The sequence below is a fragment of the Bradyrhizobium sp. USDA 4510 genome (genome assembly GCF_054059095.1).
On the sequence record NZ_JBSSBT010000001.1, the window covers coordinates 5021897 to 5047678 of the forward strand.

22 protein-coding genes and 1 pseudogene are annotated in these 25782 nt (G+C 64.6%); 7 read left to right on the top strand and 16 right to left on the bottom strand.

The window, feature by feature from the left end; all coding sequences use genetic code 11:
• Nucleotides 1-70: 70 nt before the first annotated feature.
• A pseudogene (gene maeA, locus ACVMDN_RS23360) lies at nucleotides 71-820 on the bottom strand (oxaloacetate-decarboxylating malate dehydrogenase); the annotation flags it as partial.
• A gap of 325 nt (nucleotides 821-1145) precedes the next feature.
• On the opposite strand from maeA, the gene ACVMDN_RS23365 reads away from it, so the two are divergent.
• Nucleotides 1146-1301, top strand: coding sequence for a hypothetical protein (locus tag ACVMDN_RS23365; protein ID WP_016843659.1), 156 nt, complete (start codon nucleotides 1146-1148; stop codon nucleotides 1299-1301).
• Nucleotides 1302-1391: 90 nt separating this feature from the next.
• Here the strand turns inward: ACVMDN_RS23365 and ACVMDN_RS23370 are convergent, their stop codons facing one another.
• A complete protein-coding gene (locus ACVMDN_RS23370) occupies nucleotides 1392-2321 on the bottom strand; it encodes an aspartyl/asparaginyl beta-hydroxylase domain-containing protein (RefSeq protein ID WP_141342913.1) in 930 nt (309 codons plus the stop codon).
• A 353-nt stretch (nucleotides 2322-2674) separates the two neighbouring features.
• On the opposite strand from ACVMDN_RS23370, the gene ACVMDN_RS23375 reads away from it, so the two are divergent.
• From ACVMDN_RS23375 to ACVMDN_RS23385, 3 genes are all read left to right on the top strand, one after another.
• On the top strand, nucleotides 2675-3877 hold the full coding sequence (locus ACVMDN_RS23375) for an ABC transporter substrate-binding protein (protein ID WP_456834928.1): 1203 nt from the start codon (nucleotides 2675-2677) through the stop codon (nucleotides 3875-3877).
• Between the two features lie 10 nt (nucleotides 3878-3887).
• The gene (locus tag ACVMDN_RS23380) at nucleotides 3888-5609 is read left to right on the top strand and encodes an FAD-dependent oxidoreductase (RefSeq protein WP_456834927.1); all 1722 of its coding nucleotides are present in this window, start codon (nucleotides 3888-3890) and stop codon (nucleotides 5607-5609) included.
• Nucleotides 5610-5849: 240 nt separating this feature from the next.
• Complete coding sequence (locus ACVMDN_RS23385; RefSeq protein WP_456834926.1) at nucleotides 5850-6644, top strand: IclR family transcriptional regulator; 795 nt, start codon at nucleotides 5850-5852, stop codon at nucleotides 6642-6644.
• Nucleotides 6645-6913: 269 nt separating this feature from the next.
• On the opposite strand, the gene ahcY is transcribed toward ACVMDN_RS23385, so the two are convergent.
• The 3 genes from ahcY to ACVMDN_RS23400 all read right to left on the bottom strand — a co-directional run bounded on the left by ahcY (nucleotide 6914) and on the right by ACVMDN_RS23400 (nucleotide 11080).
• Nucleotides 6914-8341, bottom strand: coding sequence for an adenosylhomocysteinase (gene ahcY / locus ACVMDN_RS23390; RefSeq protein WP_057016727.1), 1428 nt, complete (start codon nucleotides 8339-8341; stop codon nucleotides 6914-6916).
• A 126-nt stretch (nucleotides 8342-8467) separates the two neighbouring features.
• Nucleotides 8468-9664, bottom strand: a complete 1197-nt coding sequence (gene metK, locus ACVMDN_RS23395) for a methionine adenosyltransferase (RefSeq protein ID WP_057016728.1) — start codon at nucleotides 9662-9664, stop codon at nucleotides 8468-8470.
• Nucleotides 9665-9724: 60 nt separating this feature from the next.
• Complete coding sequence (locus ACVMDN_RS23400; RefSeq protein ID WP_016843649.1) at nucleotides 9725-11080, bottom strand: hypothetical protein; 1356 nt, start codon at nucleotides 11078-11080, stop codon at nucleotides 9725-9727.
• A 196-nt stretch (nucleotides 11081-11276) separates the two neighbouring features.
• On the opposite strand from ACVMDN_RS23400, the gene ACVMDN_RS23405 reads away from it, so the two are divergent.
• Nucleotides 11277-13010, top strand: a complete 1734-nt coding sequence (locus ACVMDN_RS23405) for a caspase family protein (RefSeq protein ID WP_456834925.1) — start codon at nucleotides 11277-11279, stop codon at nucleotides 13008-13010.
• Between the two features lie 111 nt (nucleotides 13011-13121).
• Here ACVMDN_RS23405 and ACVMDN_RS23410 read toward each other — a convergent pair whose 3' ends face one another.
• From ACVMDN_RS23410 to ACVMDN_RS23435, 6 genes are all read right to left on the bottom strand, one after another.
• Nucleotides 13122-14240 carry a cobalamin-independent methionine synthase II family protein gene (locus ACVMDN_RS23410; RefSeq protein WP_253623625.1) on the bottom strand — a complete coding sequence of 373 codons (1119 nt, stop codon included), beginning with the start codon at nucleotides 14238-14240 and terminating at the stop codon, nucleotides 13122-13124.
• Between the two features lie 31 nt (nucleotides 14241-14271).
• Nucleotides 14272-14988: an ABC transporter ATP-binding protein gene (locus ACVMDN_RS23415; protein ID WP_229191356.1), complete on the bottom strand. Its 717-nt coding sequence runs from the start codon at nucleotides 14986-14988 to the stop codon at nucleotides 14272-14274.
• A complete protein-coding gene (locus ACVMDN_RS23420) occupies nucleotides 14981-15733 on the bottom strand; it encodes an ABC transporter ATP-binding protein (protein WP_253623624.1) in 753 nt (250 codons plus the stop codon). Before ACVMDN_RS23420 ends, ACVMDN_RS23415 begins: the two co-directional genes overlap by 8 nt.
• Nucleotides 15730-16761, bottom strand: a complete 1032-nt coding sequence (locus tag ACVMDN_RS23425) for a branched-chain amino acid ABC transporter permease (protein ID WP_456834924.1) — start codon at nucleotides 16759-16761, stop codon at nucleotides 15730-15732. Before ACVMDN_RS23425 ends, ACVMDN_RS23420 begins: the two co-directional genes overlap by 4 nt.
• 7 nt (nucleotides 16762-16768) lie before the next feature.
• Nucleotides 16769-17638, bottom strand: a complete 870-nt coding sequence (locus ACVMDN_RS23430) for a branched-chain amino acid ABC transporter permease (RefSeq protein ID WP_253623622.1) — start codon at nucleotides 17636-17638, stop codon at nucleotides 16769-16771.
• Between the two features lie 209 nt (nucleotides 17639-17847).
• Complete coding sequence (locus tag ACVMDN_RS23435; RefSeq protein ID WP_456834923.1) at nucleotides 17848-19029, bottom strand: ABC transporter substrate-binding protein; 1182 nt, start codon at nucleotides 19027-19029, stop codon at nucleotides 17848-17850.
• A 363-nt stretch (nucleotides 19030-19392) separates the two neighbouring features.
• On the opposite strand from ACVMDN_RS23435, the gene ACVMDN_RS23440 reads away from it, so the two are divergent.
• Nucleotides 19393-19671 carry a hypothetical protein gene (locus ACVMDN_RS23440; protein WP_456834922.1) on the top strand — a complete coding sequence of 93 codons (279 nt, stop codon included), beginning with the start codon at nucleotides 19393-19395 and terminating at the stop codon, nucleotides 19669-19671.
• Nucleotides 19672-19731: 60 nt separating this feature from the next.
• Here the strand turns inward: ACVMDN_RS23440 and purU are convergent, their stop codons facing one another.
• On the bottom strand, nucleotides 19732-20595 hold the full coding sequence (gene purU, locus ACVMDN_RS23445) for a formyltetrahydrofolate deformylase (RefSeq protein WP_456834921.1): 864 nt from the start codon (nucleotides 20593-20595) through the stop codon (nucleotides 19732-19734).
• Between the two features lie 135 nt (nucleotides 20596-20730).
• On the opposite strand from purU, the gene ACVMDN_RS23450 reads away from it, so the two are divergent.
• Nucleotides 20731-21576 carry a uroporphyrinogen-III synthase gene (locus ACVMDN_RS23450; protein WP_456834920.1) on the top strand — a complete coding sequence of 282 codons (846 nt, stop codon included), beginning with the start codon at nucleotides 20731-20733 and terminating at the stop codon, nucleotides 21574-21576.
• 97 nt (nucleotides 21577-21673) lie between these two features.
• On the opposite strand, the gene ACVMDN_RS23455 is transcribed toward ACVMDN_RS23450, so the two are convergent.
• The 4 genes from ACVMDN_RS23455 to ACVMDN_RS23470 form a co-directional block, all read right to left on the bottom strand.
• The gene (locus tag ACVMDN_RS23455; protein ID WP_456834919.1) at nucleotides 21674-22648 is read right to left on the bottom strand and encodes a Bug family tripartite tricarboxylate transporter substrate binding protein; all 975 of its coding nucleotides are present in this window, start codon (nucleotides 22646-22648) and stop codon (nucleotides 21674-21676) included.
• Between the two features lie 117 nt (nucleotides 22649-22765).
• Nucleotides 22766-23710: a GDP-L-fucose synthase gene (fcl, locus tag ACVMDN_RS23460; RefSeq protein WP_456834918.1), complete on the bottom strand. Its 945-nt coding sequence runs from the start codon at nucleotides 23708-23710 to the stop codon at nucleotides 22766-22768.
• The gene (gene gmd / locus ACVMDN_RS23465; protein ID WP_456834917.1) at nucleotides 23691-24776 is read right to left on the bottom strand and encodes a GDP-mannose 4,6-dehydratase; all 1086 of its coding nucleotides are present in this window, start codon (nucleotides 24774-24776) and stop codon (nucleotides 23691-23693) included. Before gmd ends, fcl begins: the two co-directional genes overlap by 20 nt.
• Nucleotides 24777-24919: 143 nt before the next feature.
• Nucleotides 24920-25594, bottom strand: a complete 675-nt coding sequence (locus tag ACVMDN_RS23470) for a Crp/Fnr family transcriptional regulator (RefSeq protein ID WP_018272661.1) — start codon at nucleotides 25592-25594, stop codon at nucleotides 24920-24922.
• Between the last annotated feature and the right edge of the window lie 188 nt (nucleotides 25595-25782).

The following is a 25782-nucleotide window of genomic DNA, read 5'->3' on the forward strand; positions in this document are numbered from 1 at the left end:
CGCGGTGCCACTGAATGTCGTCGTTGAAGGTCAGGAGCCGGTCGCGATAGCGCTCGAGCATGCGCGTCGCGTTGTTCTTGGCGAAATCCTCCCACTGCAGCAGGACGCGCGGCCAGCGCTTCACCACCGCCGCGACGAAAGCCTCGATGAAGTCGTCATAGGCCTGGCCGCGGACGCGCTCGTTGCGCCAGCCGACATAGAGCGGATCGGCGAGGCAATCGGGATTGTCGGTGCCGACGTCGAGCATGATCGGCAGCGTCGTCGCCGGATGCAGGCCGCCGCAGCCGGTATAGAGCGCGAGCTTGCCGATCGGGATGCCCATGCCGCCGGCGCCCTGGTCGCCGAGGCCGAGGATGCGCTCGCCGTCGGTCACCACGATCGCCTCGACGTGATCGAAGCGCGGATGGGCGAAAATGCGGTCGATCCGGTGCTGATGTGGGATGCTGAGGAACAGCCCGCGCGGCTTGCGGAACAGCCGACTGAATTTTTGGCAGCCCTCGCCGACGGTCGGCGTGTAGACGATCGGCAACAGCTCTTCCAGGTTGCCGACCAGGAGCGCGTAGAACAGCGTCTCGTTGGTGTCCTGCAGCTCGCGCAGAAAGGCATAACGCTCGATGTCGGTCTCAAAACCGCGCAGCGCCTCGAGGCGGCGCGAGACCTGCTCGTCCAGCGTCAGGATATTGGGCGGCAACAGGCCATGCAGGTCGAACGCCTCGCGCTCGGCCTCGGAGAACGCTGTGCCCTTGTTCAGCTGCGGATCGGCCAGCAGCTCGTAGCCGCTCAGCGCAGTGGTCGCAAAAGCTCCTGATGACTCCGACATGGCAAGGTCCCCTCAATGCGAAACGCCAGATGGGACGTTATCACGCCCATGTAACGGATCGGAGCACGAAGGCGCGCCGCCGCGCAAAGTTGAACGGCCCCGACGCTGCGGCTGCACCTCCTGACCGACACCAACATACCTTGGTATAGCCCGCCTGATTCCTTGTGATGGCCCGTGCTTACGCCCGTACAGTTGAGCGATGGCGAAAGATTTTTACACTCGCGGCTACTCCAACGTGATCAGGATCACTGCTCCGAGCCGTCAATCGCAAGACTGTCACGTGTGGCAGGTGTCGACTGGAACGCGGGTTTCGAGGACCACTCAGATGATCGTCAACATTCAGAAGCTGAACGGCCTGTGGCACCTGATCGTCGGGTCGTGCAAGATCCGAACTCCGTTCCTGGAGACCCAGGACAGGGAGTGGGTCGTCGCCTATGCCAGGCGAATCTACCCTGGCGCCAAGGTTTTCGAGCGCGACTGACGCTGTTCCGCCTCACAGCTCTCGTCCCAGACAAAAAGCCCCGGAGCATGCTTCGGGGCTTTTGCTTCCAACGCGGCAACGCCGCCGCGGTCAGTGCAGCGCCGACATCACGATCAGGCCGAGGATCAGCGCGGTCGCGGAATATTTGAGCGTGTAATACACGTTCCGATTCCACTCCTTCACCTTGCGGCTGGCGAGATGGATCTCGTAGAGCTTGCCGAACACCTTGTTCAGCGCGCCGACGTGCTCGCCGTCAACGTTCTGGGTCGCCGACGCCTTGACGATGTTGTGGCTGACCCAGCGGTTCATCGCCGTCATGAAGCCGAACTTCATCGGGCGCTCGACGTCGCAGAACAGGATGATGCGGTTGACGTCGGTCTTGTTCTCGGCGCTGTGGATGAAGGTTTCGTCGAACATGAAGGCCTCGCCGTCGCGCCAGACGCATTCGACGCCGTCGACGAGGATGCGGCACTGGTTCGAGTTCGGCGTCACGAGGCCGAGGTGATAGCGCAGCGAGCCGGCGAAGGGATCGCGGTGCGCCCCGAGCTTACCGCCCGGCGGCAGCATCGCGAACATCGCGCCATGCACGTTCGGAATCGAGTTGAGCAGCTCCACCGTCTTCGGGCACAGCGTCCGCGCCGACGGCAGGAAGTCGTCGTACCATTTCAGATAGAAGCGCTTCCAGCCGCTCTTGAAGAAGGAGTAGAAGCCCCAGTCGTTGTTCTTGGCCGCGGCACGGATGAAGCCTTCGTCGAACAGGCGCGTGGCCTCGTCGCGGATCGTCTCCCAATTGTCGGAGAGCTTCTTGAGCTCGGGAAACTGCTCGACCGGAATCACCGGCGTGTTGGGCACGGCGGAGCCGGCATACATCAGCACATTGTAGGGCGCGAGGTAGGTCGAGTGATCGCCGAGCTGGCGAGCGAAGCGCAACCGATGCTTGCCGCGGAAGTGGACGTAGAGCGTAGAGGCCACCAGCACGTAAAGAATGACGAGCTGCGGCGCGAAGAGCTGTCTCAACATGATCCGTCTATGATCGCTGCCCGCCGACGCCCTTCATGCCCCGCCCCGCAGGAGCCTTGCCCTTCACGGGTGGCCCAGTCCGGGCGGCGAAACGCGTCGCCGTCCGCGAAAATTCCCCTGTTTCATAGTGACTTGGCACTGCGGCGCGGTCTGGCAAATGAGCCGGACTCGTTGCCGCGGTGCCGTCCCGGACGACGCAATGTAAGCGTTCGCTCACCAAATGTGAAGCATCGCGCCGCACTGGTGCCAACCTTGTGACACTATTCACACACCTAATTCGCCATTGACAAACTGATTAGACAATTCCTAATCCTGAGTGACCCGCCGAAGAGCGCGGACATCCAAAGGGAGGAATGATGAGACAGTTTCTGGCGGCAGCCCTTGTCGCGGCGATGACCACGGCCGCTCACGCCCAGGTTTCCGATGACGTCGTGCGCATCGGCGTGCTGACCGACCTGTCGAGCTGGGGACGCGACAATTCGGGCCCGGGCTCGGTCGAGGCGGCCAGGATGGCGGTCGAGGAATTCGGCCCCACCGTGCTCGGTAAGCCGATCGAGATCATCTCCGCCGACCACCAGATGAAGACCGATGTCGGCGTGCAGGTCGTGCGCGGCTGGTTCGACAACGGCAAGGTCGACGCGGTCGTCGACATCCCGAATTCCGGCATCGCGATCGCCGTGCACAACATGGTGCGCGAGCGCAACAAGATCGCGCTCTTGTCCGGTCCCGGCGCGAGCTCGCTGACCGACGAATTGTGCAGCCCCAACACGGTGCATTTCGCCTACGACACCTACGCGCTGTCGAAGGTGACGGCCTCGGCCGTGATCAAGGAAGGCGGCAAGTCCTGGTTCTTCGTCACCGCGGATTACGCCTTCGGCCAGCAGCTCGAGAAGGACGCGACGCGCTTCATCAACGAGATGGGCGGCAAGGTGCTCGGCAGCGTCAAGCATCCGACCAACACCGCCGACTTCTCCTCCTTTGCGCTGCAGGCGCAGAGCTCGAAGGCCGACGTGGTGGCGTTCGCCAATGCCGGTCAGGACACCGACAATTCGATCAAGCAGTCCGGCGAGTTCGGCCTCGTGCAGGGCGGCCAGAAGCTGGTCGGGCTCTTGATGTTCGACACCGACGTGCATGCGATCGGCCTCAACGCCGCGCAGGGCACCTATATGACGACGGCATCGTACTGGAACATGGACGAGAAGACGCGCGCCTGGTCGAAGAAGTTCTACGCCCGCGCCAATGTGATGCCGACCATGATCCAGACCGGCGTCTACGGCTCGGCGCTGCATTATCTCAAGGCGATCCAGGCCGCCGGCACCGACGATCCGAAGGCGGTGATGGCCAAGATGCGCGAGCTGCCGATCGAGGACACCTTCGTGCATGGCGGCAAGCTGCGCGAGGACGGCCGCGTGATCCGCGACATGTATCTGGCGAAGGTGAAGAAGCCTTCGGAATCCAAGGAACCGTGGGACTATCTCGACATCGTCAAGACGGTGAAGGGCGAGGACGCCTATCGTCCGGTCTCCGAGTCGAAGTGCCCGCTGCTCAAGAAATAGGATCGATCGCGTGGCCAACGAAGAAGCTTATGATTGCGACGCGCTGGTCGTCGGCTCCGGCTGCGCCGGGCTGTCGGCGGCGGTCACCGCCGGCCATCACGGCCTCAAGGTCCTGGTGGTCGAGAAGGAGCCGCGGTTCGGCGGCACCACCGCGCGCTCCGGCGGCTGGCTGTGGATCCCCGGCACCTCGCTGGCCAAGGCCTGGGGCATCGAGGAGAGGACCGATCAGGCCAAAACCTATCTGCGCCACGAGGCCGGCAACAGCTTTGACGCCGCCCGCGTCGATGCGTTCCTGACCGAGGGGCCGAAGGCGGTCGACTTCTTCACCACCAGCACCGCGGTACGCTTCGACATGCCGCTGACCTTCCCGGACTATCATGCGGAAGCGCCGGGCGGCGCGCAGGGCGGCCGCTCGATGGTGACGCGGCCGTTCGACGCCCACGAGCTCGGCGACGCCCTCAAGAATCTCGGCAGCCCCCTGCCCGAGCTCACCGTGTTCGGCATGATGCTCGGCTCCGGCAAGGAGATCGTGCATTTCATGCGCGCGACCCGGTCGCTGACCTCGGCGGCCTATGTCGCCAAACGGCTGTCGAAGCACGCCATCGACGTGATGCGCAACGGCCGCGGCATGACGCTGACCAACGGCAACGCGCTCGCCGGACGGCTGGCGAAATCCGCCTTCGACCTCAAGATCCCGCTCTGGCTCAACTCGCCGGTGCGCGAATTGATCGTCGAGAACGGCGCGGTGCGCGGCGCGGTCGTCGTGCATGAAGGGCGCCCGATCCGCGTCAACGCCAAGCGTGGCGTGGTGCTCGCCTGCGGCGGTTTTCCGCACGACGTCGCGCGACGGCAGAAGATGTTTCCGCATGCGCCGACCGGAAAAGAGCACTACTCGCCGGGCCCGACCGGCAACACCGGCGACGGCCTGCGCCTTGCGGAATCCGCCGGCGGCCGCGTCGACGACTCGCTGCCGAATGCCGCGGCCTGGGTGCCGGTCTCGGTCACGACGCGCAAGGACGGCTCGAAAGGCGTGATGCCGCATTTCATCGATCGCGCCAAGCCGGGCGTGATCGCGGTGATGGCCGACGGCAGGCGCTTTGCCAATGAAGGCAATTCCTACCACGACTTCGTGCAGGCGATGATCAAGGCGGCGAAGCCCGGCGAGGAGATCGCGGCGCATCTCATCTGCGATCACGAGACGCTGCGCAAATACGGCCTCGGCTGCGTGCCACCGCGCCCCATGCCGCTCGGCCATCACCTGAAGACCGGCTATCTCAAGCGCGGCGCGACGCTGGCGGAGCTCGCCGCGCAGGCCGGCATCGACGCCAAGGCGCTCGAGGCGACCGTCGCGGAGTTCAACACCACCGCGGCGGAGGGACGCGATCCCGCCTTCGGCAAGGGCTCGCGCGCCTATAACCGCTACCAGGGCGATGGGCTGCACGGACCCAATCCCTGCATCGCGCCGATCCGGCACGGGCCGTTCTACGCCATCAAGATGGTGATCGGCGATCTCGGCACCTATGCCGGCATCCGGACCGATGCCAATGCCCGCGCGCTCGACGCCGACGGCCAGCCGATTGCCGGCCTCTATGCCGCCGGCAACGACATGGCGAGCATCATGGGCGGCAACTATCCCGGCGCCGGCATCACGCTCGGGCCCGCGCTGACCTTCGGCTACATCGCGGGCAAGCACATTGCAGGTGAGGCGGCGGCGGAGAGAAGCAAGTTGTGAGTACCGTCATCCCCGCGCAAAGGCTTCGCCTTTGTCGCTGGAGGTGCGAGCGGAGCGAGTCTCGAAGGATGGATCGGCCACCAGCCGGGCCGTGCACATCCTTCGAGACGCCCGCTTCGCGGGCTCCTCAGGATGACGGGTGGGGACCTGTCACTCACAACGACTTCCCGCGCAGATCGACGTCTCGCGGACGGCAAGGTTTCCTGCTAAGTGCGAACGCGCGAACCCAAACAGGGCCACATGACGAGAGAGAGCCGCGGCATACAGTCGATCGAGGTCGGCGGAGAATTGCTCCGCGCGCTGGCCCGCAGCGGCGAACCGATGATGCTGCGCGATCTCGCGCGCGAAGCCGGCATGCCGCCGGCCAAGGCGCATCCCTATCTCGTCAGCTTTTCCCGCATCGGCCTGATCGAGCAGGACGAGACCACTGGCCGTTACGAGATCGGGGCGCTGGCGCTCGAGCTCGGCCTGATCAGCCTGCGCCGGCAGTCCGCAGTGCGGATCGCAACGCCGCGGATCGCAGCGCTCGCCGACAGCATCAATCACGCGGTATCGCTGTCGGTCTGGGGCACCCACGGCGCGACCGTGGTGCGGCTCGAGGAGCCGAGCCATCCGGTGCATATCGCGATGCGCGTCGGATCGGTGGTGGCGCTGCTCGAGACCGCGACCGGCCGCGCCTTCGCCGCCTTCATGCCGCCGAACGCGATCAGGACCGCGCTCGAGAGCAGCCTCGATCGCCTCGGCGTCGGCTACAATCCGAAGCGTCCGCCGGCGGACGCGAAGACGGCCGAGATCCTCGCCGATGTCCGCAGCCGCGGGCTGGCGCGAGCGATCGGCGATCCCCTGCCCGGCGTCAACGCCTTCGCCGCGCCGGTGTTCGATCACGCCGGCCACGTCGCGCTGGTCATCACCGCGATGGGGCCGGAAGGCACCTTCGACGCCGGCTGGGACAGCGCAATCGCAGCTGCGCTGCGCGATTGTGCGGGCGAGATCTCACGGCAACTGGGGCACGGCACGGCGCGGGCGTTGGAGTGACGCCAAGAAGTGAGAGGGCGGAACGAAGAGCAAAGCTCGGACAGATCATGTCGCGAGAATGCTGACGTATGATCCAGTCGTGCAACAAACTCGCTGTCGTCCCTGCCTAGTGCGCAATTGCTCACCAGGCAGGGACGACGACGGGGTATTTGGCGACATCAGAGCGTCGTTCCGCCGCGAAGGCGGCCCATCTGTTGCATGCGTCACCCCAGCAAAAAGCCCCGGGCGATGCCGGGGCTCTTCACGTGATCGATCGCTGCGGGCGCGGATCAGTAGCGGTAGTGATCCGACTTGTACGGACCTTCCTGCTTGACGCCGATGTAGTCGGCCTGGTCCTTGCGCAGCTCGGTCAGCTTGACGCCGATCTTGGCGAGGTGCAGGCGGGCGACCTTCTCGTCGAGGGTCTTGGGCAGCACGTAGACCTTCTTGGCGTACTTGCTGTCCTTGTTGTTGGCGAACAGCTCGATCTGCGCCAGCGTCTGGTTGGTGAAGGAGGCGGACATCACGAAGGACGGGTGACCCATCGCATTGCCGAGGTTCACGAGCCGGCCTTCCGACAGCATGATGATGCGGTGCTTGTCGGGGAATTCGATCTCGTCGACCTGCGGCTTGATGTTGGTCCACTTCAGATTGCGCAACGCGGCGATCTGAATCTCGTTGTCGAAGTGACCGATGTTGCAGACGATGGCGCGATCCTTCATCGCGCGCATGTGCTCGATGGTGATGATGTCCTTGTTGCCGGTCGCCGTGACGAAGATGTCGGCGCGCGGCGCCGCGTCTTCCATGGTCACGACCTCATAGCCTTCCATCGCCGCCTGCAGCGCGCAGATCGGATCGACCTCGGAGACCATGACGCGGCAGCCGGCCTGGCGCAGCGAGGCGGCCGAGCCCTTTCCGACGTCGCCGAAGCCGGCGACCATCGCAACCTTGCCCGACAGCATCACGTCGGTGCCGCGGCGGATGCCGTCGACCAGCGACTCGCGGCAGCCATAGAGGTTGTCGAACTTCGACTTGGTGACGCTGTCGTTGACGTTGATCGCCGGGAACAGCAGCGTGCCCTTGTTGGCCATCTCGTAGAGGCGATGCACACCCGTGGTGGTCTCTTCCGAGACGCCCTTGATGTTCTTGGCGATCTCGGCGAACCAGCCCTTCGGCTTCTCCTTCAGGAGGCGCTTGACCAGCGCGTAGAAGATCTCCTCTTCCTCGGAGCCCGGCTTGTCGAGGAAGGCGGTGTCGCCCTGCTCGGCGCGGTAGCCGGCATGCACCAGCATGGTGGCGTCGCCGCCGTCATCGAGGATCATGTTCGGCGTGCCGCCGCCGTGCCAGTCGAACAGCTTCGCGGTGTAGTCCCAGTACTCGGTCAGCGTCTCGCCCTTGATCGCGAACACCGGAATGCCGGCGGCGGCGATCGCGGCCGCGGCGTGATCCTGGGTCGAATAGATGTTGCAGGAGACCCAGCGGATGTCGGCGCCGAGCGCGGCCAGCGTCTCGATCAGGACCGCGGTCTGGATCGTCATGTGCAGCGAGCCCGCGATGCGCGCGCCCTTCAGCGGCTGCTTGGGGCCGAACTCCTCGCGGGTGGCCATCAGGCCGGGCATCTCGGTCTCGGCCAGCGAGATCTCCTTGCGGCCGAAATCGGCGAGCGCAATGTCCTTGACGATGTAGTCGGTGAAGCCGGGCTTCGTGGGGGCGTTCATTTGAGCGTCCTGTTGTTGAACGGGTCGTTACGGGGCGCCTCGAAGAGGCGAACCCGGAATCTCGAGGTGATGATTAGGGATTCCGGGTTCGCTCGCTCTCGCGGGCGCCCCGGAATGACGCAAGTATCAGAGCGCGCGCTTCAGCTGCTCGACGAGATCGGTCTTCTCCCAGGAGAAGCCGCCCTCATTGTCGGGCGTGCGGCCGAAATGACCGTAGGCCGAGGTGCGCGCGTAGATCGGGCGGTTGAGATCGAGATGGCTGCGGATGCCGCGCGGCGTCAGATCCATCGCCTTGGCCGCCGCCTTCTCGAGCTGATCCTCCGACACCTTACCGGTGCCGTGGGTGTCGATGTAGATCGACAGCGGACGCGCCACGCCGATGGCATAGGCGAGCTGCAGCGTGCAGCGGTCGGCAAGACCGGCCGCGACAATGTTCTTGGCGACATAGCGCGCGGCATAGGCGGCCGAGCGGTCGACCTTGGTCGGATCCTTGCCGGAGAACGCGCCGCCGCCATGCGGAGCCGCGCCGCCATAGGTGTCGACGATGATCTTGCGGCCGGTCAGGCCGGAGTCGCCGTCGGGACCGCCGATGAAGAACTTGCCGGTCGGATTGATGTGCCAGATCGTCTTGTCGGTGATCCACTCCTTCGGCAGCGCCTCGCGGACATAGGGCTCGACGATGTCGCGGATCTGCTTGGACGACAGGTCCTCGACCAGATGCTGGTGCGAGACCACGATCTCGCGGACGCCGACCGGCTTGCCGTTCTCGTACTGCACCGTGACCTGGCTCTTTGAGTCCGGACCCAGCACCTTCTCGCGGCCGGAGTGGCGCGCTTCAGAGATCAGCCGCAGGATCTTGTGGGCGTAGAAGATCGGCGCCGGCATCAGGTCCGGCGTCTCGTTGGTGGCGTAACCGAACATGATGCCCTGGTCGCCGGCACCCTCTTCCTTGACCTCGCCCGGTTGCAGCGCGTCGACGCCCTGCGCGATGTCGGCCGACTGCGGATGCAGCAGGATCTCGATGTCGCAGTTCTTCCAGTGGAAGCCGTCCTGCTCGTAACCGATGTCCTTGATTGCAGAGCGAACCACGCTCTCGATGTGGTCGTTGGTGACCGAGCTCGGGCCGCGCGTTTCGCCGGCGATCACCACCTTGTTGGTGGTCGCGAGCGTCTCGCACGCCGCGCGGATCTGCCACGGGTCGATGCCCGCTTTCGGTCCCTCGCGATAGAACAGATCGACGATCTCATCCGAAATACGATCACAGACCTTGTCCGGATGGCCTTCCGAGACCGACTCGCTGGTGAACAGGTAAGACGCGCGCATCAAGCAAACCCCTTGTTAAGTCGAAGTCCGACGTTGGTTGGTGAATATGTCCCCGGCATGTCAGTCTCGTCGCCGCGAGATGACGTAGGATTCGTCGTAGAACCACAGCCCGTTGTGTTTGCGGAGAACTTCGCGTGTGGCCTCGAGAGCTCGTCCGTTTTCGGTCGTTTCGGTCAACCGCTCATCTTCGATCTGCGCGACATACACCGCCGCATTCCACGCAGCAAAGGCCGTCGAGGTTCCGATCGAGCCGGTTACCTCATTGGGCAGCGCTTCCATATCATATCGGAAGATCGAACGGTTATCGGCGTAGGCGTTGAAGTTCAGCTCGCGGCCGGCGGAGCCCAGTTCGTATTTCACCGCGCGCAGTATCTCATGGCGACTGACGGCGAAAGGATTTTCTCCGGGCCAGACGGCTTGAATCATTTCAAGTCCGGGATCGCCGCCGTGGGAGTGGATTCCTATCAGCCGTCCGCCGCCGCGCAGCGCGCGGGCCAGCGGCGCGATGATCCGCTTGGCGCGGAAGTTCACCGAGGATTTGGCACGATAGGGCTGCGAGGCGATCACGAGATCGAAATTGGCTTCGGTGCGTCCGGCCCGCGGAATGATGGAATCGAGCAGGAACCGGTGATCGTCCCGGTACAGGACCAGCGCCACCGGCCGCTCATAGATCGGCATCGCATTGCCGGGGCTGAGATTGGCGCGCCAGTTCTGCTCCAGAAACGGACCGAGTTCGGCGATCTGGGCCTCGAACTCACCCGACGACGCTCCCCGCAGAGCTACCTCGTGCCAGATCATGCTGGCGGCCGCCGCGGAGTTCTTGGGCGTCAGCCACGGCGCCTCGGCGTAATACATGTTGGTGAACACGAAGACGCTGGCCGGATGCTCGAACAGGCGGTCGGGGACCTTGTCGAGGGTGAGGCGGACGTCCTCCAGGCTCAGTTCCTTGCCGGCGACATAGAACGGCATATGTGGGAAGCGGCCATGCATGGCGCGCAGGACCCGGGCCAGCACCGTGCCGTCGCCCATTCCGGCATCGAACACCCGCAGCGCCGGCGGCCGCGGATGGATGGCGGCCAATTCCAGCGCAACCCGGTCGGCGATCACCCGCTTCTCGCTGCAGGTGTGGACGAACAGCAAATAGCGCTGGCGGTTCTCGAAAAACCGGAAATTGCCCCGCGGATCGCGCTTTTCCGGCGGCACCACGAGGCCCCGCGGCGGCGCCACGCCGCCCGGCGTAGAGGTCGCGATGAAGGCGTTGATGCGGTCGAGGGTATCGATCGTGATGCGCTTGCCCTCTCGCAGCCGGTACACCAGCTTGCCGTCGTTGACGGCACGGCGGCCGAACGTCGTCTCCGCCATGTCGGAGCGACGGCAGAAATCCGTGATCTGGCTAAGGATTTCGTCGTTCTTCATGGCGCCTTGGGTGGGCAGCGGCGAGTGGGACGGGAGTGGGCAGAAATGATGACTGGCAGCGTCTTATCACCATTTTCCCACCAGTTGAACCCCCTCTGCTGCCCAATCACCAAACAGTCATGGACCGCCCCCTGGACCGGTCTCTTGGACCGCCCTGCCGTCGTCGATCGCCATGACGGCCTTACCCGGATGACCGATGCGCCGCCTGCTCCTGATCCCCACCCTCCTTGCCGCTTTGCTCTGGTCGGCGCCCTGTTTCGCCCAGGCGCGCTCCCAGCTCGGTCCGCTCTGCACGACCGAGACCACGCCGGCCGACCAGATGATCGACGCCTGCACCAAGATCATCGCGCTGAAGGTGTTTTTCGGCGAGAAGCTCGCGACCATCTATTTCTGGCGCGCGGTCGGCTGGAACAAGAAGGGCAACTACGCCCAGGTGATATCCGACGCCACCGAGGCGCTGCGCCTCAAGCCCAGCACCGCCGTTTACAATCTCCGGGGCTCGGCCTATTTCGACAAAGGCGAGTACGACATCGCGATCGCCGACTTCAACGATGCGCTGCGCATGGGGCCGCCGAGCGGCATCATTTTTCACAACCGCGGCAACGCCTATCGCAGCAAGGGCGACTATGCCAAGGCGATCGCCGACTATGACGCCGCGATCAAGGCCGGTCCGAAGTCAGCCTTCTCCTATCAGAACCGCGGCGCCTCGAAGCGGGCGCTCGGCGATCTCGACGGCGCGCTCGCCGACATCAATGAGGCGGTCAGGATCGACCCGTCGCTGCCGCAGCCGCTGATCAGCCGCGCCGTGATCTGGCGCGCCAAGGGCGAGATCGAGCGCGCGATCGCGGACACGACGGAGGCGATCCGGCTCGCCAAGGCCAAAGCGCCCGTCAACATCATGACGCCGCCCGGCAGCGTGCTGATCTCAGCCTATACCCAGCGCGGCCTCAGCTACGAAGCGAAGGGTGATGCTGCGCATGCCAAGGAAGATTACGCCTCGGTGCTCGAAGGCGTGGCATCCGATGCCGGCAGCAAGGCCAACCAGGCCACCGCGAAAGTTCGGCTCGCGCTGCTCAAGGAGACCGACGCGGCACCGCGCAAGACCGCGGCAGCGCCGGCCGCCGAGGGCAGCCCGGCCGCGCCACCGGCCGCTTCCGTCAAGACACCGGCACCGGCGCCGCCCGCCGCGGCGGCCCCGGCGGCAGCAACCGGCCGACGCCTCGCGCTGGTGATCGGCAACGGCGCCTATGCGCATGTCAAGGCGCTGCCCAATCCGGCCAACGATGCGCGCGCCATCGCCAGGAGCCTGCGCGACATCGGCTTCACCGTCTCCGAGGGGCTCGATCTCGATCGCGACACGATGCGGAAGACGATCAATGATTTCCTGCGCGAGGCGGCGCAGTCGCAGATCGCCGTGGTCTACTATGCCGGTCACGGCGTGCAGGTCGACGGCCGCAACTATCTCGTGCCGGTCGACATCGAGTTCAGGGCGGGCGCGCGCATGACCGACGCGATGGTCGACATGGACACGATCATGGCCGGGCTCGACGACCAGATCCGCACCAACATCCTGATCCTCGATGCCTGCCGCAACAATCCGATGGCACCGCAGCTGGCCTCCGCAGGTTCAAGCCGCGGCATCGAAGCGGGCTCCGGCCTTGCCGCGCCCGCCTCGCTCGGATCGGGCTCGACGCTCGGCGCCGGCACGCTGATCGCGTTTGCGACCGCGCCGGGCGAGGTCGCGCTCGACGGCGAAGGCGCCAACAGTCCGTTCTCGGCGGCGCTGTCGCGCCATGTCGGCACGCCCGGCCTCGAGGTGCAGCAGATGCTGACCCGGGTCCGCGCCGAAGTCGTCGCCGCGACCAAGGGCAAGCAGGTGCCGTGGTCGAATTCGTCGCTGCTCGGCGAGGTCTATCTGGCGGAGCAGTGACACAGCGCTCTCCACGTCATTGCGAGCGCAGCGAAGCAATCCATGCCTCCATGCAGGGAAAAGATGGATTGCTTCGTCGCTTCGCTCCTCGCAATGACGGAGAATGCGGCCTTATTTCCCCCACACCTCGTTCGCGACCTCGACCGCGAGCCTGAGCTTGGCCCACTGCTCTTCCTCGGAGAGGATATTGCCCTCCTCGGTCGAGGCGAAGCCGCATTGCGGGGACACTGCGAGCTGCTCGATCGGAGCGAACTTCGATGCCTCTTCCAGCCGCCGCTTGATGTCGTCCTTCTTCTCGAGCTCGCCGAACTTCGAGGTGATGACGCCGACCACCACGACCTTGTTGCCCTTGGGCAGGAAGCGCAGCGGCTCGAAGCCGCCGGCGCGGTCGGAATCATATTCGAGGAAGTAGCCGTCGTAATTGGTGCCGGCCAGCAGGGTCTCGGCGACCGGCTCGTAGCCGCCGGAGGAGATCCAGGTCGAGCGGAAATTGCCACGGCAGACATGGGTCGTGATCACCATGTCGGACGGACGGTCGGCGATCGCGTAGTTGATGACCCGGGCGTAGATCTCCTGCAGGCCATCGGGATTGTCGCCGCGGTCGCGCGACTTCTGCAATTCCTCCTGCGAGCACAGATAGGCCCACACCGTGTCGTCGAATTGCAAATAGCGGCAACCGGCGTCGTAGAACGCCTTCACCGCCTTGCGATAGGTCTTGCCGAGGTCCTGATAGAATTCCTCGAGGTCCGGATAGACCTCCTTCGAGATCAGCTTGCGGCCGCCGCGGAAATGCAGCACCGCCGGCGAGGGGATCGTCAATTTCGGCGTGACGTGCGCCTGGTCGGCGTACTTCTTCAGGAACCTGAAGTGATCGAGCATCGGGTGATGATCGGAGAAATCCAGCTTGCCGATCACCCTGATGGCGTCGTGCCGGGTCTGCACGCCGGCGAACTGGATACCCATGTCGGGATGGAACAGCTCGCAACCGGTCAGATGGCTGAGGAAATCGAAGTGCCACCAGGAGCGGCGGAACTCGCCGTCGGTCGCAAGCTTCAGGCCGACCGAGGCCTGCTTGTGCACGACCTTCTCGATCTCCATGTCCTCGACCTTGCGCAGCTCGTCGGCCGAGATCTCGCCCTTCTCCAATCTGGCGCGGGCCTCCTTGATCTTCGGCGGCCGCAACAAGCTGCCGACCTCGTCGGCGCGGAACGGAGGCTTGGTTCGCTGCATGGTCAACTCCCGGACGTTTCTCATGTGCCTTCTAATGTGCCTTGGCCCCGGAGACGCCGAGGTGGCGCTCGAGGACGGAGGGATCGGCTTTCAGCGCGCTGCTTGCGGCATCGTGCACGATCGTGCCGCGTTCCAATATCACAACGCGGTCGGCGAGCCCCAGAATCTTTTGCGCGTTCTGCTCGACGATGATCGAGCAGATGCCACCCGAGCGCGTGATGGTTCCGATCGCCTTTAACAATTCCTCAACGATGATCGGCGCGAGGCCTTCGGTCGGCTCGTCGAGCAGCAGCACTTTCGGATTTAGGGTCAGCGCGCGGCCGATCGCCAGCATCTGCTGCTCGCCGCCGGACAGCTGGTTGCCGAAATTGCGCCGCCGCTCCTGCAGCCGCGGAAACATCTCGTATACCCGCTCGACCGTCCACGGCCCGGGCTGCGCCACCGCGGTCATGTTCTCTTCCACCGTCAGCGAGCGGAAGATGTTGCGCTCCTGCGGCACCCAGCCGATCCCGGCGCGGGCGCGCTGGTCGGGCCGCATCGCCGTGATGTCGCGGCCTGCGAGCGCGACGCTGCCACTGAGGCGCCTGACGATGCCGACGATCGAATTGATCAGCGTGGTCTTGCCGGTACCGTTGCGGCCGAGCAGCGCGAGCACCTGGCCCTCGGCAAGCGCCAGCGACATGTCGGGCAGCACCACCGCCTCGCCGTATCCGGCACGCAGGCCCTGGATGGAAAGAAGCTCAGGCATCGGCGGCCTCGCCGAGATAGACCGCCCTCACCTGCGGATCGCGCGCGACCTCATCGGGGGCGCCCTCGGTGAGCAGGCCGCCATTGACCAGCACCGAGATGCGGTCGGCGAAGGAAAACACGAGGTCCATGTCGTGCTCGATCAGCAGCACGGTGACGTCGCGCGGCAGTGCCGCCACCGCCGCAAGGATGTCGTGACGCTCGCTCTCGGGCACGCCGGCCGCGGGCTCGTCGAGCAGCAGCACCCGCGGCTTGGCGGCGATCGCGACCGCGATCTCGAGCAGGCGCTGCTTGCCATAGGGCAAGGTCGAGGTGGGCTCCGTCATCACGTCGAGCAGATGGAAGCGCGACAGGATCTCGGCGATCTCGGCATTGACGTCGCTCCGCGTTCCCATCCGTCGCCACCAGTCGCCGCCGCGCCCCATGCGTTCGGAGACCGCAAGCCCGATGGTTTCGAGCGGGGTCAGGTCGCGATAGAGCTGGTTGATCTGGAACGTGCGCGACAGCCCGCGCAGCACCCGCTTGTGGACGGAAAGGCCGGTGATGTCGCTGCCTTCGAGCAGGATGCGCCCGCTGTTCGGCGTTAGCACGCCGGTCAGCTGATTGATGACGGTGGTCTTGCCCGCGCCGTTCGGCCCGATCAGCGCGTGGCGCGCGCCCTGCATCACCTTCAGCGAAAGATCGCGGGTGACGCGAAGGGCGCCGAAGGATTTTTCGAGGCCGCGTGTTTCCAGCGCGATCGTCATGACGCGTCGCTCTCCGGCACGGCAACGGCGGCCTTGCGGCCGGCGAACTGGCGGATGATCAGGTTGGGCATGAACAGCACCCAGCGATGGATGCGCGCGCGGCCGACCAGCACGATCACGACCAGCACGATGCCGATCCAGAACAGCCAGTATTGCGGGGTGATGCTCTGAAACAGCTCCTGCAGCATCTTGAACACGACGGCGCCGATCAGGCCGCCATAGAGATAGCCGGTGCCGCCGATCACGAGCATAAGCATCAGGTCGGCGGAGCGCTCAAAGGAAAACACGTCGAGCGAGGCGAGCGCCGTGGTCTGGGTGAACAGCGCGCCGGCGATCCCGGCATAGAAGGCCGCGAGCGTATAGACCGCGATCAGGCGACGGTTGACCGGCACGCCGATCGCGGCCGCGCGCAGCGGATTGTTCTTGATCGCGCGCAGCGACAGGCCGAACGGCGAATGCACAATGCTTCGGGCCAGCAGGAACAGGATGAACAGCACGATCAGCGAGTAGAAGAACCCGGTCTTGCCGAACATGTCGAAGGTGAACAGACCAAGGATCGGCTGCATCTCGATGCCCTGCAGCCCATCGGTGCCGCCGGTGATGTTGGAGAAGCGCTCGGCAAGCGCTTCCAGCAGCAACGCGATGCCGAGCGTCACCATCAACCGCGTCAGGTCGACGCCGCGGATGACCAGGAAGCTGGTCAGGAAGCCGAGCACCGCCGCGACCAGACCGGCGGCGACCAGCGCTATGACGGGCTCGTTGATGATGCCGTGCAGCGCCAGCAAGCCGGCGGAATAGGCGCCGACGCCGAAAAAGGCCGCGTGGCCGAGCGAGACGATGCCGGCGTAGCCGAGGATCAGGTCGAGCGACAGCGCGAACAGGCCGAGCCGCACGATGTCGGTCATGATCAAATAGCGCGACGGGAACAGGAAGGCGCAGGCGAGCGCCAGCGCCCAGAACGCGACCTCGCTGACCCGCCAGCGCGCGCTGGCCATCGCGTGAGTGGAAACGTCTGATAGCGCCGTCATGACCGCCTCACCGTGCCGCGGTACGGCCGAACAGGCCGTTCGGACGCCAGAGCAGGATCACGATCATAACAGTGTAGATCACGAAGGGGCCGAGCTTCGGCACGTAATACTTGCCGGCGACGTCGGCGATGCCGAGCAGCAGCGACGCCAGGAACGGTCCGGTGATCGAGGACGAGCCGCCGACGGTGACGACGATCAGGAAGTAGATCATGAATTTCAGCGGGAAGTACGGATCGAGCCCGAGGATCTCCGCACTCAGCGCGCCGCCGAGGCCAGCGAGGCCGCAGCCGAACGCAAAGGTGAAGGCGAACACCTGCGGCACGTTGATGCCGAGCCCGATCGCAGCGCGCGGATCGTCGACCGAGGCGCGCAGCCGGCTGCCGAACCGGGTCTTGGCGAGGATCAGTTGCAGCGCCAGCGTGAGCAGGCCGCAGATCACGACGATCATCAGCCGGTAACGGCCGATGCCGACGCCGAACAGGTCAATCTGGCCCTCCAGCGCCGCCGGCAGCTTGATGAAGACCCGCGACGATCCCATGATGTAGTCGACCGCCGCCACCGACATGAACACCAGGCCGATCGAGAACAGCACCTGATCGAGATGGCTGCGGCTATAGAGATGGCGGTACAGCGTGCGCTCCAGCGCGATGCCGATCACCGCGCTGCCGACAAAGGCGAGCGGCAGGCCTGCGAAGAACGGCCAGCCGGAATTGTTCACCAGCACGGCGCAGATATAGCCGCCGGCCATCGCGAAGGCGCCATGCGCGAGGTTGACGAAATTCATCAACCCGAGCGTCACCGCAAGCCCGCAGGCAAGCACGAACAGCAGCATGCCGTAGGCGACGCCGTCGAACAGGTTGGTGAGGATAGAGGCCATGGAGTCAGCTTAGCCGTGAGGACGCAACAAGAACAACAGCTCGAACGTCAAAGTCATCGTCATGGCCGGGCCTGTCCCGGCCATCCACGTCTTTCTGCTCGCCGGGAAGAAAGACATGGATCCCCGGCACACCTGCGCGAAGACGCGCTTCGCGCTTTTGGCCGGGCATGACGTGGTGAGGGCCGGAGCGCACGCCGCCGATGATGATGCTATTTCTTGGTCTTGCCGGAATCCTTGACGGCCTCGAAGGTCGCGAACTCGACATTGTAGAGCTCGCCGTCGACCTTCTCGACCTTGCGGATATAGATGTTCTGCACAATGTCGCGGGTTTCCGGATCGATCGAGATCGGGCCGCGCGGGCTCTCCCACTTCATGCCCTTCATCGCCTCGATCAGCTTGTCGCCGTCGGTCGCACCATTGGTCTTCTTCAGCGCCTCGTAGATCAGATGGATGCCGTCATAGCCGCTGACCGCCATGAAACCCGGGCGGTTGCCGAACGCCTTCTTGTAGGCTGCGACGAACTCCTTGTTCATCGCGGACGGATGCGCGGCCGAATAGAGATGCGCCGTCACCGCGCCGAGCGCGGCATCGCCCATATTGTTGAGCAGATCGTCGTCCATGACGTCGCCGGGTCCGATCACCCTGATGCCGCTCTTGTCGAGCCCGCGCTCGGCATATTGCTTCATGAAGTTGCCGCCCTGCCCCGCCGGCACGAATACGAACATCGCGTCGGGCTTGGAATCCTTCATGCGCTGCAGGAACGGCGCGAAGTCCGGATTGGCGAGCGGGACCTTGACCTCTTCGACGATCTCGCCGCCGCCGGCGGTGAAGTGCTGCTTGAAGAAGGTCAGCGCATCGTTGCCGGGCGCGTAGTCGGAGGTCAGCGTCGCAACCTTCTTGACGCCGTTCTTCACCGCCCAGTCGCCGATGATGGTGGAGGACTGCGCCAGCGTGAAGCTGGTACGCACGATATAGGGCGAACGCTCGGTGATGATCGAGGTGCCGGCCGCCATCACGACTTCCGGGATCTTGGCCTGCGTCGCCAGCGGCGCCGCGGCAAGCGCCGCGGGCGTCACGCCGAAGCCGGCGATGAAATTGACCTTGTCGTTGACGATCAGTTCCTGCGCGAGCCGCTTGGTGTTGTCCGGCACCGCGGCGTCGTCCTTCAGGATGATCTCGATCTTCTTGCCGGCGACGGTGTCGCCCTTCTGCTGCATGTAGAGCTTGATGGCGTTATCGATCTGCTTGCCGGTCGACGCCTGACCGCCGGTCATCGGCAGGATCAGCCCGATCTTGACGGCGTCGTCCGCCCACGCCGGCACGCTGGCACACAACCCGGGAAGCACGGCCGAAGCGGCGCCCCACAGCAACATTTTGCGACGATTAAACATCGACGTTCCTCCCCCTTCCGTTCTTGGTCCCCGGCTCTTGCCTTGTTTTAACTCAAGCATGCACGGCCAAGCCGCAACGCGACAAGGCGTCTCCCCGTGCCCTCTGTCAATCGGACGATGGACGCGTGCCGCGCGCGACGCGATCGGGCCTGGCTGCAGAGACAAGTATCAGGATACCAACATCGCTCCACAAGACTCAGTGCCTCCGCGAGAAGCGGTCTCGCGCATTCAAGGCCGCCGCCGGCTCGATTCATTTGTACGATCGTACAAACGCAACGGCAATGTCAACAAACAAGCACAATTGCAGCCGAACGGTCGCCCGAGATCATCATCCATAAAGACCAGGGCTGTATCCTGCCTCCCATGCCAATCGTCTCGCGTCCCATCGCTGTCCTGACTGCCCTCGCGCTCGCGGCCGGCGCGCTCGGGGGATGCAGCTCCATGAACCAGAAGCTCTCGGCCGGCATGGCCGATACCATTCCATCCTGGGCCGGCGGCCTGCCGGCGGATGCGCCGCCGCGGCCAGGCACCCCCGAATACGACAAGTTCATGCAGGATCGGGAACGCAAGCGGCTGATGCCTGCGGCCCAGCGCGGCGACGACGCCAAGCCGGCAACGGCACCGCAGGACGCGGCCCACTGAGCGTATGGACGGCCGGCCGCAGAGCCCACATCGCCTGGTGCGGGCCGAGTGAAGCGCGGATCAGTCGACGAACACCACGGTCTTGCGTCCGTTGAGGATGACGCGATCGGCGAGATGGTAACGGATCGCGCGCGCCAGAACCCGGCGCTCGATGTCGCGCCCCTTGCGCACAAGATCCTCAGGCGTGTCGCGATGGCTGATGCGCTCGACGTCCTGGTCGATGATCGGCCCCTCGTCGAGATCGCTGGTGACGTAATGCGCGGTGGCGCCGATCAGCTTGACGCCGCGCTCATGCGCCTGGTGGTAGGGCTTGGCGCCCTTGAAGCCCGGCAGGAAGGAATGATGGATGTTGATGCAGCGGCCCGACAGCCGCGCCGACATCTCGTCCGACAGGATCTGCATGTAGCGGGCCAGCACCACGAGATCGGTCTTGGTGTCCTGGGCGAGCTTCCACACCGCGTCTTCCTGCTGCCGCTTGGTCTCCTTCGTCACCGGCAGATGATGGAACGGGATATCGCCGAAATCGAGCGAGCCATAGGTCTCGCGCGGATGATTGGAGACGATCGCGGTCGGGATCATTTCGAGCTCGCCGGTGCGCCAGCGGTAGAGGATGTCGACCAGGCAGTGATCGGACTTCGACACCAATAGCATCACCCGGCGGCGGGTGGCGCGATCGCGCATCTGCCATTCCATGCCGAAACGTTCGGCGATCGCCGCAAAGCCGGTCTGCAGCGCCGCGAGCTCGACCGCGAGGTCGGCCGCGGTAAACACCACGCGCATGAAGAACTTGCCGGTCTCCACGTCATCGAACTGCTGGGCGTCCAGGATATTCTGGCCGTTATGGGCGAGAAACGTCGAGACCGCCGAGACGATCCCTGGACGGTCCGGACAGGACAGGGTCAGAACGAACTGATGGTCGGGCATGCCAATTGACCAAAGCTTGAGCAGATTGATGGAACGGTCATTTTCGGCCCTCGTCTACACCGCAGGCGGCCTTGCGCCAATCCCGGCGCGGGGGTCAAATCGAACAAATGACGACAATGTTTGTTAGGGACCATCATGGCTGATCGGCTGAACGGATACCGCATCCTGATCCTCGAGACGCGCGAGGAAGCGCAGTTTTCCCGCCTGCTCGCCGAACAGGGCGCCGACGTGCTGCAATGTCCGATGTTCACCATCCACGATGCGCCTGACGCAGCGCCGATCGAGGCCTGGATTCACCGCGCCATCGAACGGCCGCTCGACGACCTCGTGCTGATGACCGGCGAAGGCCTGCGCCGGCTGATGAAGGTCGTGCGCCGGATCGGCGTCGAGCGGAAGTTCGTCGATGGGGTCGCCAAGGCGCGCAAATTCGCCCGCGGCCCCAAGCCCGGCCGGGCGCTGCGCGAGATCGGCCTGGTACCGCAAATGACGACCGAAAAGCCGACGTCCGAAGGCGTCGCCGAGATGCTGTCGAAGCTCAACCTGAGCGGCCATCGGCTCGGCCTGCAGCTCTATCCGGACAAGGATCACGCCACCCTGATCGGCGCGATCAAGGCGCAGGGCGCCGAGGTCGATACGGTGCTGCCCTATGTCTATGATGCGCAGGCCGCCGACGCCAACATCGTCACCGCGATCGAGGAGATGGCGCAGGGCCGCATCGACGCGATCGCTCTGACCAATCTCGGCCAGGTCCGCCGCCTGATCGAGGTGGCACGGGCGCGCGGTTGCGAGGACAGGTTACGCGAGGGGTTCGAGCGTACGCCGATCGCGTCGGTCGGACCGGCGGTATCGGACGAACTCAAGTCCCAAGGCCTGCGCACCGACATCTACCCGGCCGAAGACGCCTTCTTCATGCGGCCGCTGATATCGGCGATGGCGGCGGCGCTTTCAAAAAACCCGCCGCGCGCGACGGCGCGAAGCTAAAGCATGATCCGGAAAAGTGCGAAGCGGTTTTCCGAAAAGATCATGCTCGAACAACAAGCTAAAGCGCGATGACGATTCGACCTGATCTCATCGCGCTTTAGTCCACCTTGGCGCCGGCGAACTTGACCACCTTGCCCCATTTCTCGGTCTCGTCGGCCACCAGTCCGCCGAAGTCGGCAGCCGAGCCCGGCAGCATGATCGCGCCGATCTCGGTAAACCGCGCCTTGGCCTTGGAATCGGCGAGGATTTCATTGACGGCCTTGTTGAGCCTGTCGACGATTTCAGGCGGCGTGTTCTTCGGCGCCGCGAGGCCGTACCAGGCGCTCGCCTCGTAACCCGGCAGGAAGTCGGCGAGCGGCTGCAGGTCGGGAAGCACGTCCGAACGGGTCGTGCTGGTGACCGCAAGTCCGCGCAGCTTGCCGGATTTGACGTGCTCGGCGCAGGTCGGAAGATTGTCGAACATCACCTGCATCACGCCGGACAGCATATCGGTGAGCGCCGGCGCGCCGCCCCGGTAGGGCACGTGCTGCATGTTGATACCGGTCAGCATCTTGAACAGTTCGCCCGACATGTGGATCGTCGAACCGTTGCCTGAGGACGCCATGTTGAGCTTGCCGGGATTGGCCTTTGCATAGGCGATCAATTCGGGAATCGACTTGATCGGCAGCGAGGGGTGCACCACCACGACGTTGGGAAAGCGAATGATGCCCGCGATCGGCTCCATCTCGCGCATGAAATCGAACGGCAGCTTCTGGTAGAGCGTCGCGTTGATCGCATTGGCCGGCGCGACCAGCAGCAGCGTGTAGCCGTCGGGCGCCGCGCGCAGCGCCTGCTCGGTGGCGATGTTGGTCCCGCCGCCCGGCCGGTTCTCGACAATGAAGGATTGCCCGAGCTTCTCCGACAGCCACTGTCCCATCAGGCGCGCCGTCAGGTCCGCCGAACCGCCGGGCGTATAGCCGATCACGAGGCGAACCGGCCGCGCCGGATAGGCCTCGGCAATCGCTTTTCCAAATGTGAGCGGAAGCACAGCCGTAGCCGCAAGTTGCAGGAACTGGCGGCGTAGAACCTTCATGATGTCTCCTCCGACGCACTGGCGGCTCTTGCGGCACGCTTGGGTACGCGCATCCTAGCCGCGTGGCGTTGCCAAGCCGACAGATATTCTCAGTCGGAGGGCGGGAGGTTCACCGCGTCACTTCGTCTCGCGCAGATAGGCCTGGTACGCGAGGGCGATGCCATCCTCGAGCGAGGTGGTGGCGCGCCAGCCGAGCCTGGCCAGCCGGCTGACGTCGAGCAGCTTGCGCGGCGTGCCGTCCGGGCGCGACGTGTCGAAGCTGATCGCGCCGCGATAGCCGACGGCGGCCGCGACGACGCGCGCGAACTCGGCGATGGTGATGTCCTCGCCGGTGCCGATATTGACCAGTTCGGGCGAGGAATAGGTCTTCATTAGATGGACGCAGGCGTCGGCGAGATCGTCGACATAGAGGAATTCGCGGCGCGGCGTGCCGGTGCCCCACACCGCGACGTTGCCCGCGCCCGAAACCTTGGCCTCGTGGAAGCGGCGGATCAGCGCGGCGACGACGTGGCTGTATTCGGGGTGATAATTGTCGCCGGGGCCGTAGAGATTGGTCGGCATCACGCTGATGTAATCGGCGCCGTACTGGCTGCGATAGGCCTCGGCCATCTTGATGCCGGCGATCTTGGCAATGGCATAGGGCTCGTTGGTCGGCTCCAGTGGGCCGGTCAGCATCGAATCCTCGCGCAGCGGCTGAGGCGCCAGGCGCGGATAGATGCAAGACGAGCCGAAGAACATCAGCTTCTCGCAGCCATTGGCGTGCGCCGCCTGGATCACGTTGCTCGAGATCGCCAGATTGTCGTAGAGGAATTCCGCCCGCAGCGTGTTGTTGGCGACGATGCCGCCGACCTTGGCGGCAGCGAGGAACACGGCCTGCGGCCGCTTCGCGGCAAACCAGGCGTTGACCGCGGTTTGGTCGCGCAGATCGACATCGCTGCGCGACACCGTCAGGAGATCGGCCTCCTCGCGCGCCAGCCGGCGCATCAGCGCCGAGCCGACCATGCCGCGATGGCCGGCAACGAAGACCGTCTTGCCCTTCAGCTCAAACGCCGTGCTTGCCATTGGTCGCGTCCTGCCTGGCCTCGACGAGATCGCTGGCGACCATTTCCTTCACCAGCTGCGCGAACGGCGTCTTCGGCGTCCAGCCAAGCTTGGCGCGCGCCTTGCTGGCGTCGCCGATCAGAAGATCGACCTCGGTCGGGCGGAAATAGGTCGGATCGATCTGCACCAGGGTGTTGCCGGACGCCGTGTCGACACCGACCTCCTCGACGCCCTTGCCGCGCCATTCGATGCTGCGGCCGACCTCGGCAAACGCCAGCTCGACGAATTCGCGGACCGACCGCGTCTCGCCGGTCGCGAGCACGAAGTCGCCGGGATCGTCGACCTGCAGGATCCTGTGCATGCCCTCGACATAGTCGCGGGCGTGGCCCCAGTCGCGCTTAGCGTCGAGGTTGCCGAGATAAAGCTTGTTCTCGAGGCCAGCCTCGATGCGGGCGACGGCGCGGGTAATCTTGCGCGTCACGAAGGTCTCGCCGCGGATCGGGCTCTCATGGTTGAACAGGATACCGTTGCTGGCGAACATGCCATAGGCCTCACGGTAGTTCACCGTGATCCAATAGCCGTAGAGCTTGGCGACGCCATAGGGCGAGCGCGGATAGAACGGGGTGGTCTCTTTCTGCGGCACCTCCTGCACGAGCCCGTAAAGCTCCGAAGTCGAGGCCTGGTAGAACCGCGTCTCCTTTTCCATGCCGAGGATGCGGATCGCCTCCAAGAGGCGCAGCACGCCGATCGCGTCGGCGTTGGCGGTGTATTCCGGGCTCTCGAAACTGACCTGGACGTGGCTCTGGGCGGCGAGGTTATAAATCTCGGTTGGCCGGATCTGCTGCACCAGGCGGATCAGATTGGTCGAATCCGTCATGTCGCCGTAGTGCATCAGGAACGGCACGTTGCCAACATGCGGATCCTGGTAGAGATGGTCGACGCGCGCGGTGTTGAGCGAAGACGATCGGCGCTTGATGCCGTGGACGATATAGCCGAGGCTGAGCAGATATTCGGCGAGATACGCGCCGTCCTGCCCGGTGACACCGGTGATCAGCGCAATGCGCCGTTTTGAATCTTGAGCCGTCATGTCATCTCCAGAAGGCGCGGAACCACGCGGTCCCCAACGAGGCCGGTCTGTAGCAGACAGCCTCTTCCAAGTCTAATGGCATAATCGTTTGAAAATCAGGCCTTTAGAGTGTGCGAAAGTGGTCAAATACGGCCTGGAGCCGGTCACTCCCCGTAATGGCGCAACTTGTCGAGGTTGGTGATGGTCACACCACCATATTCGAGCCGCAACAGCCCTTCCCGCTCGAGCCGCTTCAGGCACTGGTTGGCATTCTGCCGGGAGATCCCCGACAGTGCTCCGATCTCCTCCTGGGTGATCTCGAGGTGCAGCGTCAGGTCGGGATAGAGAATCGGATTGAACAGCGAGGCGATCGAACGCGCCAACCGCGCCGTGGCGTCCAGCGTGCGGCCATATTCGAGCAGCGCGATGAACTGGCCGAGCCGTTCATTGAGCGAGCCGACCAGAAATCGGTTGAAGCCGACACTGTTCTCGAACAGCCAGACGAAGGTCCGGCGATCCATCATCGCCAGTCGCGTGTCGCGCAGCGCGACCACATCGTAGCGCCGGGGCTCATTCTTGAGCACGGTCCCCTCGCCGAACCACGCGCCCGCGGTGAGGCCCGCGAAACTCGCCGCCTTGCCGCCGCGCGAGACGATGCCCATGCGCGCCAGCCCGGTGACGATTCCGGTCCAGTACTGAAAATTGTCGCCGCGCATGAAGATGAATTCGTTGGCGCGATAGGATTTCTCGGAAATGCCGGCGCGTGCGATTTCGATTTCTTGCTCGCTCAGTTCGCGCGACCAGGCCGCGATGCGCCTCAGGTAATCAGCAGCAATCATTCTAGCGACGGCGTCCTACCCCAAGAGACTGCAACGATATTGCACTGCAGCAACGCCGTGCGCGAAGCCAGGGACCCGAGGCCTGGAATGCCAGCGAAAATTCCTGACCAAATGTCGGGCACATGACAATTCAACCTATCGCTTTCTCGTATTCAGAGCCACCTCGCGTAACGTCGCGCAGCTCCTTG

What these genes read in the sequence shown, in the direction of transcription:
- ACVMDN_RS23365 (WP_016843659.1), top strand. Translation starts at nt 1,146, where the DNA reads ATGATCGTCAACATTCAGAAGCTGAACGGCCTGTGGCACCTGATCGTC.
- ACVMDN_RS23370 (WP_141342913.1), bottom strand. Translation starts at nt 2,321, where the DNA reads ATGTTGAGACAGCTCTTCGCGCCGCAGCTCGTCATTCTTTACGTGCTG.
- ACVMDN_RS23375 (WP_456834928.1), top strand. Translation starts at nt 2,675, where the DNA reads ATGATGAGACAGTTTCTGGCGGCAGCCCTTGTCGCGGCGATGACCACG.
- ACVMDN_RS23385 (WP_456834926.1), top strand. Translation starts at nt 5,850, where the DNA reads ATGACGAGAGAGAGCCGCGGCATACAGTCGATCGAGGTCGGCGGAGAA.
- ahcY (WP_057016727.1), bottom strand. Translation starts at nt 8,341, where the DNA reads ATGAACGCCCCCACGAAGCCCGGCTTCACCGACTACATCGTCAAGGAC.
- metK (WP_057016728.1), bottom strand. Translation starts at nt 9,664, where the DNA reads ATGCGCGCGTCTTACCTGTTCACCAGCGAGTCGGTCTCGGAAGGCCAT.
- ACVMDN_RS23400 (WP_016843649.1), bottom strand. Translation starts at nt 11,080, where the DNA reads ATGAAGAACGACGAAATCCTTAGCCAGATCACGGATTTCTGCCGTCGC.
- ACVMDN_RS23405 (WP_456834925.1), top strand. Translation starts at nt 11,277, where the DNA reads ATGCGCCGCCTGCTCCTGATCCCCACCCTCCTTGCCGCTTTGCTCTGG.
- ACVMDN_RS23410 (WP_253623625.1), bottom strand. Translation starts at nt 14,240, where the DNA reads ATGCAGCGAACCAAGCCTCCGTTCCGCGCCGACGAGGTCGGCAGCTTG.
- ACVMDN_RS23415 (WP_229191356.1), bottom strand. Translation starts at nt 14,988, where the DNA reads ATGCCTGAGCTTCTTTCCATCCAGGGCCTGCGTGCCGGATACGGCGAG.
- ACVMDN_RS23420 (WP_253623624.1), bottom strand. Translation starts at nt 15,733, where the DNA reads ATGACGATCGCGCTGGAAACACGCGGCCTCGAAAAATCCTTCGGCGCC.
- ACVMDN_RS23425 (WP_456834924.1), bottom strand. Translation starts at nt 16,761, where the DNA reads ATGACGGCGCTATCAGACGTTTCCACTCACGCGATGGCCAGCGCGCGC.
- ACVMDN_RS23430 (WP_253623622.1), bottom strand. Translation starts at nt 17,638, where the DNA reads ATGGCCTCTATCCTCACCAACCTGTTCGACGGCGTCGCCTACGGCATG.
- ACVMDN_RS23435 (WP_456834923.1), bottom strand. Translation starts at nt 19,029, where the DNA reads ATGTTTAATCGTCGCAAAATGTTGCTGTGGGGCGCCGCTTCGGCCGTG.
- ACVMDN_RS23440 (WP_456834922.1), top strand. Translation starts at nt 19,393, where the DNA reads ATGCCAATCGTCTCGCGTCCCATCGCTGTCCTGACTGCCCTCGCGCTC.
- purU (WP_456834921.1), bottom strand. Translation starts at nt 20,595, where the DNA reads ATGCCCGACCATCAGTTCGTTCTGACCCTGTCCTGTCCGGACCGTCCA.
- ACVMDN_RS23450 (WP_456834920.1), top strand. Translation starts at nt 20,731, where the DNA reads ATGGCTGATCGGCTGAACGGATACCGCATCCTGATCCTCGAGACGCGC.
- ACVMDN_RS23455 (WP_456834919.1), bottom strand. Translation starts at nt 22,648, where the DNA reads ATGAAGGTTCTACGCCGCCAGTTCCTGCAACTTGCGGCTACGGCTGTG.
- fcl (WP_456834918.1), bottom strand. Translation starts at nt 23,710, where the DNA reads ATGGCAAGCACGGCGTTTGAGCTGAAGGGCAAGACGGTCTTCGTTGCC.
- gmd (WP_456834917.1), bottom strand. Translation starts at nt 24,776, where the DNA reads ATGACGGCTCAAGATTCAAAACGGCGCATTGCGCTGATCACCGGTGTC.
- ACVMDN_RS23470 (WP_018272661.1), bottom strand. Translation starts at nt 25,594, where the DNA reads ATGATTGCTGCTGATTACCTGAGGCGCATCGCGGCCTGGTCGCGCGAA.